Below are 13,379 nucleotides of genomic sequence, written 5' to 3'. Positions count from 1 at the left end.
CATGAAACCATTAATTCAGGTGCAGGCCGTCAGCCAGCGCTTTAACACCGCCAGCGGCGAGTTCCTGGCGCTGCAGAATGTCTCCTTCGATATCGTCGAAGGGGAGACCATCAGTCTGATCGGCCACTCGGGCTGCGGGAAATCGACCCTGCTGAATCTGATCGCCGGGATCACGACGCCCACCGAGGGCGGACTGCTGTGCGATAACCGGGAAATCGCCGGGCCCGGGCCGGAGCGGGCGGTGGTTTTCCAGAACCACTCGCTACTGCCGTGGCTGAGCTGTTTCGATAATGTGGCGCTGGCGGTGGATCAGGTGTTCCGTCGCACCATGAGCAAGAGTGAGCGCCGGGAGTGGATCGAACACAACCTGGCACGCGTGCAGATGGGGCATGCGCTGCACAAACGTCCCGGGGAGATCTCCGGCGGCATGAAGCAGCGGGTAGGTATCGCCCGGGCGCTGGCGATGAAGCCGAAGGTGCTGTTGCTTGATGAGCCCTTCGGCGCCCTGGACGCGCTGACCCGCGCTCATCTTCAGGACACGGTGATGCATATCCAGCAGGAGCTTAATACCACCATCGTCATGATCACCCACGACGTTGATGAAGCGGTGCTGCTCTCGGATCGGGTGCTGATGATGACCAACGGTCCGGCGGCGACGGTCGGCGAGATCCTCGCGGTCGATCTGCCGCGTCCGCGTCACCGCGTTCAGCTGGCGGACGACAGCCGGTATCACCATCTGCGTCAGCAGATCCTGCATTTTTTGTATGAAAAACAGCCGAAAGCGGCGTAAGGGGGCGGTCATGACGCGGCGACTGGTGGTGATCGGTAACGGCATGGCGGCCACCCGACTGGTGCAGCGACTGGTTGAGCGCGACCCCGCGCGGTTTGCCATTACCGTCGTCGGCGACGAGCCGCAGCCGGCCTATAACCGCATTCAGCTCTCGCCGCTGCTGGCTGGCGAAAAAACGGCGGCGCAGCTCCCGTTGCTGCCGGCGGAGTGGTACACCCGGCACGGGGTGTGCCTGCGGTCCGGCGAGGCGGTCGATGAAGTCGATGTTGAGCAACGGCGGCTGCGCATCGCGGAAACCTGGCTGCCGTGGGACGAGCTGGTGTTCGCCACCGGTTCGCGGCCTTTTATCCCGCCGCTGCCGGGCAGTAATCGTCCGCAGGTTATCCCCTTCCGCACTCTGGCGGACGTGGAACGAATTCTGGCGATACCCGGCCCGGCGGTGGTGATTGGCGGCGGAGTACTCGGTGTGGAAGCGGCGGCGGCGCTACGTCGCCACGGCGGAGAGGTCACTCTTCTGCATCGCGGCAGCGGATTAATGGCGCCGCTGACCGACGCTTTTGCCGCCGATGAGCTCAGGCAGCAGCTTGAAGCGCGCGGCATCCGCTGCGTGCTGGAATGCCGGATCGCCGCCATCGAAGAGGATGGCGTGCGGCTGGCAGACGGGCGCGCTTTCCGCGCCGCCAGAGTGGTGCTGGCCGCCGGCGTGCAGCCTAACAGCCGTCTGGCGGCGCAGAGCGGCGTGCTGTGTCAGCGGGGGATCGTGGTTGACCGCCAGATGGCCGCCTCGCTGCCGGGGATCAGCGCCATCGGGGAATGTTGCGAAATTGACGGCCAGACCTGGGGGCTGGTGGCTCCCTGCCTGCGCCAGGCTGAAGTACTGGCGGATCGCCTGTGCGGCGCCCCCGGCGAGGGCTTTGTCTGGCAGGACGCCGGGACCCGCCTGAAGGTCACCGGCATTGAACTCTTTAGTGTCGGGGAGCAGCAGGCCGGCGAACAGGATGACATCTATACCAGTTGGGACCCCATCGACCGCCACTATCGTCGCCTGCTGCTGCGCGACGGCCGCCTGCGCGGCGTGTTGCTGATGGGCGACTGCACCGCCGCCGCCGCGCTCACCGCGCGCCTGGAAAGCGACGAGCCTGCCACCGCGGACTGGCTTTTTGACTCCTCTTCAACGCAGCCGCAGGCTGCAGGAATAATGACGATGACGAAACCTGTATTAGTGCTGGTGGGACATGGCATGGTCGGCCACCATTTTCTCGAACAATGCGTGAGCCGCAACCTGCATCAGCAATATCGAATCGTGGTGTTTGGCGAAGAGCGTTACGCCGCCTACGACCGGGTGCATCTCTCCGACTATTTCGCCGGGCGCAGCGCTCAATCGCTATCGCTGGTGGCCGATGATTTCTTTCACCAGCACGGCATCGAACTCCGCCTCGGCGAGGCGGTGGCGACGATCGACCGCGACGCGCGGTTGGTGCGGGACGCCGAGGGGCATGAAACCCACTGGGATAAACTGGTGCTGGCGACGGGCTCGTATCCCTTTGTTCCGCCGATCCCTGGCAACGATCTCGACGGGTGCTTTGTCTACCGCACCCTTGACGATCTTGACCGTATCGCCGCCCATGCCGCCGCGGCGAAGACCGGGGTGGTTATCGGCGGCGGCCTGCTCGGGCTGGAGGCGGCCAACGCCCTGAAACAGCTGGGGCTGGACACGCACGTGGTGGAGTTTGCCCCAAACCTGATGGCCGTCCAGCTGGATAACGGCGGGGCGGCGATGCTGCGGGAGAAGATCGTCGCCCTCGGCGTGGGGGTGCATACCAGCAAAGCGACCACCGCCATCGTGCGCGAGGCCGACGGCCTGCGGCTGAACTTTGCCGACGGCGGCGCGCTGCGGACCGACATGGTGGTCTTCTCGGCGGGGATCCGTCCGCAGGACGCGCTGGCCCGCGGTTGCATGCTGCAGGTGGGCGAACGCGGGGGCATTCACATCGACGGCCAGTGCCGCACCTCTGACCCGGACGTGCTGGCGATAGGCGAATGCGCCCTGTGGGACAATAAAATTTACGGTCTGGTGGCGCCGGGCTACCAGATGGCGCGTATCGCCGCGGCCACCCTCGCGGGAGAAGACGCCTGCTTTAGCGGCGCCGACATGAGTACCAAACTGAAGCTGCTGGGGGTAGACGTCGCCTCATTTGGCGATGCGCAGGGGCGCACGCCGGGCTGCCAGAGCTATCAATGGACCGACGGTCCGCAGCAGGTGTACAAAAAAATCGTCGTCAGTCAGGACGGCAAAACCCTGCTTGGCGGCGTGCTGGTGGGGGAGGCCAGCGACTATGCCACGCTGCTGCAGATGATGCTGAACGGCATGGCGCTGCCGCCGCGTCCGGAGAGCCTGATCCTGCCCGCGCTGGAGGGCGCCGCGCCGAAGGCGCTCGGCGTCGCGGCGCTGCCCGACAGCGCGCCGATCTGCTCCTGCCATAATGTCAGCAAAGGCGATATCTGCCAGGCGGTGAACAATGGGGCGGGGGATATGGCGGCGATAAAAAGCTGCACCAGAGCGGCCACCGGCTGCGGCGGCTGCAGCGCGCTGGTGAAACAGGTGATGGAGTACCAGCTGGCGGAGCAGGGCGTCGAAGTGAAAAAAGACGTCTGCGAGCATTTCCCGTGGTCGCGCCAGGAGATTTACCACCTGGTACGGGTCAATCATATCCATACCTTCGAGCAGCTGATTAGCCGCTACGGCCAGGGACACGGCTGTGATGTCTGCAAACCGCTGGTGGCCTCGGTGCTGGCTTCCTGCTGGAACGAGTACCTGCTGAAGCCGGCGCACCTGCCGCTGCAGGATACCAACGACCGCTATTTCGCCAACATTCAGAAGGACGGAACCTATTCGGTGGTGCCGCGGATGGCGGCAGGGGAAGTGACGCCGGACGGGCTGATCGCTATCGGGCAGATCGCCAAACGTTACCAGCTCTACAGCAAAGTGACCGGCGGCCAGCGTATCGATCTGTTTGGCGCGCGGCTGGAACAGCTGCCGGCTATCTGGCGCGAGCTGGCCGACGCCGGGTTTGAAACCGGCCACGCCTACGGCAAGTCGCTGCGCACGGTGAAATCCTGCGTCGGCTCAACCTGGTGTCGCTACGGCGTGCAGGACTCCACCGGGCTCGCCGTGCGGCTCGAGCATCGCTATAAAGGGCTGCGCGCCCCGCACAAAATCAAGATGGCGGTCTCCGGCTGCACCCGCGAATGCGCCGAAGCCCAGGGGAAAGATATCGGGGTGATTGCCACCGATAAAGGCTGGAATCTGTACGTCTGCGGCAACGGCGGGATGAAACCGCGTCACGCCGACCTGTTTGCCAGCGATCTCGACGAAGCGACGCTGATCCGCAGCATCGATCGTCTGCTGATGTTCTATATCCGTACCGCCGATCGCCTGCAGCGGACCAGCACCTGGATGGATAACCTGGAGGGCGGCGTCGCCTATCTGCGGCAGGTGGTGCTGGAGGATAGTCTCGGCCTTGGCGAGGAGCTGGAGCAGGAGATGGCCCGGATCGTCGACAGCTACCAGTGCGAGTGGCAGACCACCCTCAACGATCCGCAGCGTCTGGCGCTGTTCCGCTCCTTCGTGAACAGCGACCAGCCGGACGAGGCGGTGCAGCGCCACGAGCTGCGTGGTCAGCCGCAGCTGTTGCTGACTGAGACGTTGCCCGAAGGCGAACTTCCATCCCGGCCGTGGCAGGCGGTATGCGACCTTGACGCCATCCCGGCGCAGGCGGGGATTGGCGCCCGCTTAGGGGAGCGGCAGATTGCCCTGTTCCGCTTCGGTGAGCGGGTCTACGCCCTGGACAACCGCGAGCCGGGCAGCGCGGCCAACGTGCTGTCACGCGGGCTGTTAGGGGACGTCGGCGGCGAGCCGGTGGTGATCTCCCCACTGTACAAACAGCGGATTCGCCTGCGCGACGGCTGGCCGTGCGACGGCAGTGAACAGGCGGTACGCGCCTGGCCGGTAAAAGTGGAAAACGGCAAAGTATGGGTGGGCAGCCAGCAGCTGCTGGCGCGCGCGGAGGCCTCCTGATGCAGACCATCCGAACGACCTGTCCTTACTGTGGTGTGGGCTGCGGCGTACTGGCGAGCGTGGACGACGCGGGGCAGGTGAGCGTGCGCGGCGACGATCAGCACCCGGCGAACCTCGGCCGTCTGTGCGTCAAAGGGGCGGCATTAGGGGAGACCACGGGCCTGGCGGGGCGGCTGCTGGCGCCGGAGGTCGACGGCCAGCAGGTAGCCTGGCCTCAGGCGCTGGCGGAGACCGCTGCGCGCCTGCAACAGGTCATCGACCAGCATGGCCCGCAGGCGGTGGCCTTTTACGCCTCCGGCCAGCTGTTAACGGAGGATTACTATGCCGCCAATAAGCTGATGAAGGGGTTTATCGGCGCGGCGAACATCGATACCAATTCACGGCTGTGCATGTCGTCAGCGGTGACCGGCTACAAGCGGGCTTTTGGCGCCGACGTGGTGCCCTGCAGCTACGACGATGTGGAAAACAGCGATCTGGTGGTGCTGGTCGGCTCGAACGCCGCCTGGGCGCATCCGGTGCTGTTCCAGCGGCTGGCGCAGGCGAAGCGGGATAATCCCCAACTGCGGATCGTGGTGATCGACCCCCGACGCACCGCCACCTGCGAGATCGCTGACCGCCATCTGGCGCTGGCCCCGGGAAGCGACGGTGGGTTGTTTGTGGGATTACTTAACGCCCTGGTGCAAGCCGGAGCCTGCGTCGATGGCTTTCGCGATGGCTCGCAGGCGCTGGCCGAGGCGAGTGGCTGGGACGTGGCGAAGGTGGCGGATTTTTGCGGCCTGGCTGCCGATGAGGTGGCGGCCTTCTATCGCGAGTTCATCGCCGCCCCGCGGGCGATCACCCTCTACACCATGGGAATCAATCAATCCGCCAGCGGCAGCGACAAATGTAACGCTATCATCAACGTCCATCTGGCCAGCGGGAAGTATAGCCGCCGCGGCTGTGGCCCCTTTTCGCTGACCGGTCAACCCAACGCCATGGGCGGCCGCGAAGTTGGCGGGCTGGCGACGATGCTGGCGGCGCACATGGATTTTGTGCCAGACGATCTGCAGCGGCTGGCCCGCTTCTGGGGGACGGAACGGCTGGCGCAGACCCCGGGGCTGACCGCCGTGGAGCTGTTTGCCGCCATTGGCCGCGGCGAGGTCAAAGCGGTCTGGATCATGGGTACCAACCCGGTGGTGTCGCTCCCTGACAGCCACGCGGTGAGCCAGGCGCTGGCCGCCTGTCCGCTGGTGATCGTCTCGGATGTCGCCGCTGAGACCGATACCGGACATTTCGCCCACATCCGCTTTCCGGCGCTGGCCTGGGGCGAAAAGAATGGCACGGTCACCAACTCGGAGCGGCGGATCTCCCGTCAGCGCAGCTTTCTGCCGCCGCCGGGGGAGGCGAAAGCGGACTGGTGGATCATCGCCAGAGTGGGGCAGGCGCTGGGGTATCGCGAGGCGTTTGCCTGGCAGCATCCGCATGACGTCTTCCGCGAGCATGCGGCGCTGTCCGGTTTCGAAAACGACGGTCAGCGGGCGTTTGATATCGGCGCGCTGGCGGATCTCAGCCGTGAGGCGTGGGACGCCATGGCGCCGGTGCGCTGGCCGGTCAGCCGCAGCGAAGCCGCCTGGGATATCGTGCGCGGCTGGCATGGCGATGGCAGGCTGCGGATGGTGCCGGTGACGCCTCAACCGACCCGGGCGACAACCGATGTCTTTTATCCGCTGATCCTCAACAGCGGGCGGATCCGCGATCAGTGGCACACCATGACCCGCACTGGCACGGTGCCGCGGCTGATGCAGCACATCGCGGAGCCGGTGGTGGAGGTGGCGCCGCAGGATGCCGTTCGCTACCAGCTTCCCGCCGACGGGCTGGCGCGGATCTGGTCGCGGCATGGGGTGATGGTGGCGAAAGTGACGATCAATGAAGGGCAACGCCCCGGCTCGCTGTTTGTTCCGATGCACTGGAACAATCAGTTTGCCCGCCAGGGGCGGGTGAATAATCTGCTGACCGCCGTCACCGACCCGTACTCCGGCCAGCCGGAAAGTAAACAGGCGGCGGTGGCCATCGCCGCCTGGCAACCGGCCTGGCACAGCGAACTGCTTTGTCGCGAACCGCTGCCGTTTCCAGCGGCCTGGCACTGGCGGCGGCGGGCAGCGCCTGGCGTGCTGCACTATTCGCTGGCCGGGGAGGCGTCTGCCCGACAGTGGATCAGCGCGTGGTGCGCGCAGCGCGGCTGGCAGCTACAGGTGGCTGACGGCGGCGCGGTATGGAACCTGCTGGCCTGGCATCAGGGGAGTCTGATGCTCGGCTGGTGGAGCGATGCGCGCGAGCCGGCGGTGGATAGCGCATGGATAAGCGCCGCCTTTGCCGCGCCGCCGTCCGATGCCGTCCAGCGACATGCGTTGCTTAGCGGCCGACCGGGCGCCGCCGTCGCCCCGCGGGGGCGGATCGTCTGCAGCTGCTTTGGCGTGGGGGAACGGTCAATTAGCGAGGCTATCGCCAGCGGCTGCGCCAGCGTCGGGGCGTTGGGAGCGAAGCTGAAATGCGGGACCAACTGCGGTTCCTGCGTGCCGGAGCTCAACGCGCTGCTGGCGGCGCAACGAACCCGAACCCAGGCGTAACGGTGGCGCGCAGTGACGGCTCCGGTTGGGTGATATGTTGCCCAACCGGTTTCAGCATATTCCTGGAATTGCCCACAGGGCTGCGGGAGCAGGGAAAAAACGATAAACTAACACTTCTTCCCATTTTTGTGAGCCTGCTCAAAATCTGTTGATGCCTGTGTCCTTCCGTTTGTTGCCAACGTTGACCTGTCTCCTGCTGCTGCCGGGCGTTCCCGTCTGGGCGCTGACCGCCAGCGACACCACTCGCCCCACACAAGCGCAAGATCCGCTGCCCGATATGGGGATTGCTCCCCAGGTCGATGACGACGCCCGGCACTTTGCCGAAGTGGCGAAGAAGTTTGGCGAGGCCAGCATGAGCGATAACGGACTGACGGCGGGCGAGCAGGCGCAGCTGTTCGCCATCAGCAAAATCGGCAATGAAGTGAGCCATGAGCTGGAGAGCTGGCTGTCACCATGGGGCAACGCCAATGTCGACCTGCTGGTCGATAAAGAGGGTAAGTTCACCGGCAGTAAAGGGAGCTGGTTTGTGCCGTTGCAGGATAACGACCGTTACCTGACCTGGAACCAGTATTCGGTGACCCGGCGCGAGAACGATCTGGTGGGCAACATTGGACTTGGCCAGCGCTGGCGGGTCGGTGGCTGGCTGCTGGGCTATAACTCGTTTTACGACAAAGTGCTGAGCGAAAGCCTGGCGCGCGGCAGCGTCGGCGCGGAGGCGTGGGGAGAATATCTCCGGCTGTCGGCAAACTACTACCATCCGCTGGGCGACTGGCAACTGCGCGATAATCAGACTCAGGAGCAGCGGATGGCCGCGGGGTATGACGTCACCGCCCAGGCGCGGCTACCGTTCTACCAGCACATTAATACCAGCGTCAGCGTCGAACAGTACTTCGGCGATAGCGTCGATCTTTTTCACACCGGCACCGGCTACCATAATCCGGTGGCCGTCTCCGTTGGGCTCAATTACACCCCGGTCCCGCTGGTCACCGTTACCGCTAAGCATAAGCAGGGGGAAAATGGCGTCAGCCAGAACAATGTGGGCCTGAAGCTAAACTACCGCTTCGGCGTACCCCTTAAGCAGCAGCTGGCCGCTGACGAGGTAGCGATCAGCAATTCGCTGCGCGGGAGCCGCTTCGATAGTCCGGAGCGGGATAATCTGCCGGTGGTGGAGTATCGTCAGCGCAAAAATCTGACAGTCTATCTGGCCACGCCGCCCTGGGATCTGCAGTCCGGAGAGACGGTGCAACTGAAGCTGCAGATCCATAGCCTGCACGGTATCAAGGCGCTGCACTGGCAGGGTGACACCCAGGCGCTTAGCCTGACGCCGCCGGTGGATGGCGCCAGCCCGGATGGCTGGAGCGTGATCATGCCGGTGTGGAACAGTGAACCGGGCGCCGCGAACCGCTGGCGCCTGTCGGTGGTGGTGGAGGATAAACAGGGGCAGCGCGTCTCCTCCAATGAGATCGCTCTGGCGCTGACCGAGCCGCTGGTCAAGTTCACCACGCCTGGCGTCTCCTGGACGGACTCGCCTTAGAAAATTCGCTCCTGGTGGACCCATACCGCGGCTTCCACCCGGGATTTGAGCTTCATTTTCTTCAGCATGTGCTTCACGTGTACTTTGACGGTGCTTTCGGTGATATCCAGGCGACGGGCGATCATTTTGTTCGGCAGTCCTTGGGCGATCAGCTTGAGGATGTCGCGCTCGCGCGGGGTCAACTGGCTGATGTCGCGATCGGAGGTGGCGCGGTTGGCGCGCAGGCTGGCGGCCAGCACCGGGGTTAACGCTTCGCTTAACACCATCTCTCCGGCGGCGGCCTGCTGCAGGGCTTTCAGCAGATCTTCCGGCTCCATATCTTTCAGCAGATAGCCATCGGCGCCGCGCTTCAGGGCGGTGACAACGTCCTCTTCATGGTTGGAGACGCTGAAGACCACCACCCGGCCAGAAAGCGATTTCTCACGCAGTTTGTCCAGCGTTTCCAGGCCATTCATGCCCGGCATATTGAGGTCGAGCAGGATCAGGTCCGGATCCAGCGACTCCGCCAGCTCGATACCTTGCGCACCATTGCTGGCCTCGCCAATCACCTGGATGTCTGGTGCCATGCTGATCAATTGTTTTACGCCGGTGCGCAGCATCGGATGGTCGTCAATGAGAAGGATGGTTGCCCGTTCCTGTTGACTCATGGGGGTCTCCTTATTGGATGGAAAACGTTTTTTCCGGGATAAACGTGACGATCACTTCGGTTCCACCGGTTTCCCGGCGTCGTACCTGACAGTCACCGCGCAAGCTCTGGGCGCGATCCCGCATAATAATTAAACCGTAATGGTTACTCCGCTCGGCGTGATCCGGCACGCCGCGGCCGTTATCCGCCACCACCAGACGGACCTGATTATCGCGTTGTGACACCGTCACGGTTACTTTGGTCGCGCTGGCATGCTTCAGGGCGTTGCTTAACGCTTCGCGGGCGATCTGCAGCAGGTGAATGGCCTGATGCGACGGTACAAAGCGCGGCGGAAGCTGATAATCAAGCTGTACCGTAAAGCCGAAGTGGGCGCTGTACTCCTGACAGCTGGCCTCCAGCGCCGGGCGCAGGCCCGGCTCGGTCAGCTGCAGGCGGAAGGTGGTTAACAGCTCCCGCAGCTGGGCCCAGGAGGTATTCAGCTCGTTGCGTATCTGCCCCAGCAGCTGGCGGCTCTCCGCCGGTAAGGCGTCGCCCTGCATCTGCAGACAGCTGACCTGCATCTTCATACAGGACAGCGACTGGGCGATGGAGTCGTGCAGCTCGCGGGCGATAGTAGCCCGCTCTTCCATGACGATCAGCTGCTGCTGTTTCTCCTGATGGCGGTCCAGCGCCAGGGTACTGGTCAGTTGTTCCACCAGGGTATCCACCAGTTGCTGCTGATCGTGGCTGAGATGGCGGCCAACCGGCAGCGTCGCCAGCAGAATGCCGTACTGATTATGCGCATCCGACAGCCGCCACTTCAGCGTTGTTCCGCCATCCGGCAGCGGCGGCAGATTGCGTGGGCAGAGGTAGCAGCCTTTATCATCACATTCATAATCCGAGTGGCAGGTAAACTCCTGGTGATTATCTTCGTCTTCCAGGTCGTAAACCCGTACCTCGATATCGCGCAGCAGCGTCAGCCCCTGCAGGCCATTCAGTACCGGTGAAATCCGCTCGCAGAGCGGGGCGCTGGAATGCAGCCGACGATTGGCCTGCCATAAGAAAGCGAGGATCTCGTTCTTCTGTTCCAGTCCGGCGGTCTTCTCCTGCACCCGCCGCTCGAGCACGGCGTAGCTTTCCGCCAGCTCTTCCGACATGTTATTCAGCGCCATGCCGAGGGTCGCCATTTCGTTACGCCCGCTGATGTGCGCCCGCTGGGTGAAATCGCGCTGGCTGACCGCCCGCGCCATGCCCAGCAGCTGTTTCCACGGCCGCAGCAGGCGGGCGCGTAACCAGATGATGGTAAAAATCAGCAGCAGCGCCATACCAATGGCGAGGATGCGATGGATCCAGACTACCCGCTCGATACGCTGCTCGGTGGTGTGGTCGAATGCCGTGACCAGCTGGTCGATACGATCGACAAAGTCGGCGACATCCTGGGCCACTTCCGCCTGGTTAACCGCACGCTGCATGCCGGGGGCCAGTGCCTGCTGCCAGTATTGCTGCAGCGCTTTTAACTGTTGTTCCTGGCCGTCGCGGCGGGCGGAATTTTGCAGCTCGGGGCTGAAGACGGTGGCAGTCATGTCCGCCACCAGCTTTTGATCGTTTTCATTCAGCGGGATCGCCGCCAGCAGCCGGTAGCTTTGCATACGCAATGAACCGGCCTTGTTAATCGCGTGGGCGCTGCCCTGGACGCCGTTCACCAGGCGCGCGGAGATCGCCATGCCGGCGACGCCAATAATGGTGGCGAGCAGCACGATTAACGCCAGTTGATTGACCAGCGTCAGCGGAGTAAAAAGACGTTTTAACATGGAATGCGTGGCTCCTGACCGGTGATCTCTCCGGGAGTGGCGCTTATTCTCGGCTATCCCCTGGAGTATACCCATACCCCTAAAGAGTTACTCCTTAATTGTCGGTGGTAGGCGCTATTGGGGGTGGGGTTATACGCAACCCGGCAGCCGCGTGAAAAACCACACTTTTTTCCTCACCATTCTCTACTCACTTCGGAGCATGGTTTATTTTTGCACAAATTAGTGCGCGCTTTTCCTTTGATTTATATCAACTTACCGCCCCGGGCAACCCCTAAGGTAGCGGCAGGAAATATGAATAATCAGAGGTATCTATGAGTCAATCTTCCCTACCGGAGAAGGCTAACCGCTCGGTCATTACCGACTGGCGCCCTGAAGATCCTGAATTCTGGCAACAGCGCGGTCACCGTGTGGCGAGCCGTAATCTATGGATCTCCGTTCCCTGTCTGTTACTGGCGTTCTGCGTGTGGATGCTGTTCAGCGCCGTCGCCGTTAATCTCAACAAAGTGGGCTTTCAGTTTACGACCGATCAGCTGTTTATGCTGACCGCGCTGCCGGCGCTGTCTGGCGCCTTATTGCGCGTGCCTTACGCCTTTATGGTGCCGCTGTTCGGCGGCCGTCGCTGGACGGCGTTCAGCACCGGGATCATGATTATTCCGTGCGTCTGGCTGGGCTTTGCGGTCCAGGATACTTCCACGCCGTTTAGCGTCTTCGTGATTATCTCGCTGCTGTGCGGCTTCGCCGGGGCCAACTTTGCCTCCAGTATGGCCAACATCAGCTTCTTCTTCCCGAAAGCGAAGCAGGGCGGGGCGCTCGGCGTCAACGGCGGCCTCGGTAATATGGGCGTCAGCGTGATGCAGCTGGTCGCGCCGCTGGTGGTGTCGGTCTCTGTGTTTGCCATTTTTGGCGGGACCGGCAGCGAGCAGCCGGACGGCTCAATGCTGTATCTGGAAAACGCCGCGTGGATCTGGGTACCTTTCCTGATTATTTTTACTCTGGCGGCGTGGTTCTTTATGAACGACCTGTCGGCTTCTAAAGCCTCGCTGAGCGAACAGCTGCCGGTGCTGAAACGCCTGCACCTGTGGATCATGGCGCTGCTCTATCTGGCCACCTTCGGCTCCTTCATCGGATTCTCCGCCGGCTTCGCCATGCTGTCGAAAACCCAGTTCCCGGACGTGCAGATCCTGCACTACGCCTTCTTCGGCCCCTTTATTGGCGCGCTGGCGCGTTCGATGGGCGGGGCGATCTCCGATCGTCTCGGCGGGACTCGCGTGACGCTGGTCAACTTCGTGGTGATGGCTGTCTTCTGCGCGCTGCTGTTCCTGACCCTGCCGACTAACGGCCAGGGCGGCAACTTCATCGCCTTCTTCGCGGTGTTCATGGTGCTGTTCCTGACCGCCGGGCTGGGGAGCGCCTCCACCTTCCAGATGATCTCCGTGATCTTCCGTAAGCTGACCATGGACCGCGTGAAGGCCCAGGGCGGCAGCGAAGCGCAGGCGATGCGCGAGGCGGCGACCGATACCGCGGCAGCGCTGGGCTTTATCTCGGCGATAGGCGCCATCGGCGGCTTCTTTATCCCGAAAGCATTCGGCATTTCGCTGGATCTGACCGGCTCGCCGGCCGGCGCGATGAAAATCTTCCTCGTCTTCTATATTGCCTGCGTGGTGATCACCTGGGCGGTATACGGCCGTAAGCGTCAATAATCCGCCATAGTCGATGTCGCTTCGTAAAGGCGTACTCCCGAAGGAGGCGCCTTTTTTTACTGGCTTAATTAGTTACAACATACTAATGGGCGATTTTATTCGTTTTGGCCACTGAGCCGGGAAGGGACGGCTTGCCAGCGTCACCGCTCTACCCCTTAATACCTCCTTTGTTAACAATCCCGAGCCACGCGACCCATTTTTCGTTAAAAACCATTAAAAAACATAAAGTTAAAAA

General features: G+C 62.8%; 7 protein-coding genes. 5 read left to right on the top strand and 2 right to left on the bottom strand.

The window, feature by feature from the left end:
- Position 1: 1 nt before the first annotated feature.
- From CWM58_RS06395 to CWM58_RS06380, 4 genes are all read left to right on the top strand, one after another.
- Positions 2 to 790, top strand: a complete 789-nt coding sequence (locus CWM58_RS06395; protein ID WP_004145418.1) for an ABC transporter ATP-binding protein — start codon at positions 2 to 4, stop codon at positions 788 to 790.
- Positions 791 to 800: 10 nt separating this feature from the next.
- Positions 801 to 4,868, top strand: coding sequence for a nitrite reductase large subunit NirB (gene nirB, locus CWM58_RS06390; protein WP_100680538.1), 4,068 nt, complete (start codon positions 801 to 803; stop codon positions 4,866 to 4,868).
- A complete protein-coding gene (locus CWM58_RS06385) occupies positions 4,868 to 7,474 on the top strand; it encodes a nitrate reductase (RefSeq protein WP_100680537.1) in 2,607 nt (868 codons plus the stop codon). The genes nirB and CWM58_RS06385 overlap by 1 nt, the downstream gene beginning before the upstream one ends.
- A 151-nt stretch (positions 7,475 to 7,625) precedes the next feature.
- Positions 7,626 to 9,008 (top strand): YchO/YchP family invasin, encoded by a 1,383-nt coding sequence (locus CWM58_RS06380; RefSeq protein ID WP_061154194.1) that lies wholly within the window; start codon positions 7,626 to 7,628, stop codon positions 9,006 to 9,008.
- Here the strand turns inward: CWM58_RS06380 and narL are convergent.
- On the bottom strand, positions 9,005 to 9,655 hold the full coding sequence (gene narL, locus CWM58_RS06375) for a two-component system response regulator NarL (RefSeq protein ID WP_002910198.1): 651 nt from the start codon (positions 9,653 to 9,655) through the stop codon (positions 9,005 to 9,007). The genes CWM58_RS06380 and narL overlap by 4 nt on opposite strands.
- 10 nt (positions 9,656 to 9,665) lie before the next feature.
- Positions 9,666 to 11,444, bottom strand: a complete 1,779-nt coding sequence (gene narX, locus CWM58_RS06370; RefSeq protein ID WP_061154195.1) for a nitrate/nitrite two-component system sensor histidine kinase NarX — start codon at positions 11,442 to 11,444, stop codon at positions 9,666 to 9,668.
- A 311-nt stretch (positions 11,445 to 11,755) separates the two neighbouring features.
- On the opposite strand from narX, the gene CWM58_RS06365 reads away from it, so the two are divergent.
- The gene (locus tag CWM58_RS06365) at positions 11,756 to 13,144 is read left to right on the top strand and encodes a NarK family nitrate/nitrite MFS transporter (protein WP_061154196.1); all 1,389 of its coding nucleotides are present in this window, start codon (positions 11,756 to 11,758) and stop codon (positions 13,142 to 13,144) included.
- The last annotated feature ends 235 nt before the right edge of the window (positions 13,145 to 13,379 follow it).

The sequence above is a fragment of the Klebsiella sp. H-Nf2 genome (genome assembly GCF_002806645.1).
In the GTDB taxonomy this organism is placed as follows: domain Bacteria; phylum Pseudomonadota; class Gammaproteobacteria; order Enterobacterales; family Enterobacteriaceae; genus Klebsiella; species Klebsiella variicola.
Note: the sequence above shows the minus strand (reverse complement) of the source record. Positions and strands in the feature narration are given on the sequence as shown.

Bases quoted from the DNA above. Each gene is read 5' to 3' on its own strand.
- CWM58_RS06395 (WP_004145418.1), top strand. From the start codon at position 2: ATGAAACCATTAATTCAGGTGCAGGCCGTCAGCCAGCGCTTTAACACC.
- nirB (WP_100680538.1), top strand. From the start codon at position 801: ATGACGCGGCGACTGGTGGTGATCGGTAACGGCATGGCGGCCACCCGA.
- CWM58_RS06385 (WP_100680537.1), top strand. From the start codon at position 4,868: ATGCAGACCATCCGAACGACCTGTCCTTACTGTGGTGTGGGCTGCGGC.
- CWM58_RS06380 (WP_061154194.1), top strand. From the start codon at position 7,626: ATGCCTGTGTCCTTCCGTTTGTTGCCAACGTTGACCTGTCTCCTGCTG.
- narL (WP_002910198.1), bottom strand. From the start codon at position 9,655: ATGAGTCAACAGGAACGGGCAACCATCCTTCTCATTGACGACCATCCG.
- narX (WP_061154195.1), bottom strand. From the start codon at position 11,444: ATGTTAAAACGTCTTTTTACTCCGCTGACGCTGGTCAATCAACTGGCG.
- CWM58_RS06365 (WP_061154196.1), top strand. From the start codon at position 11,756: ATGAGTCAATCTTCCCTACCGGAGAAGGCTAACCGCTCGGTCATTACC.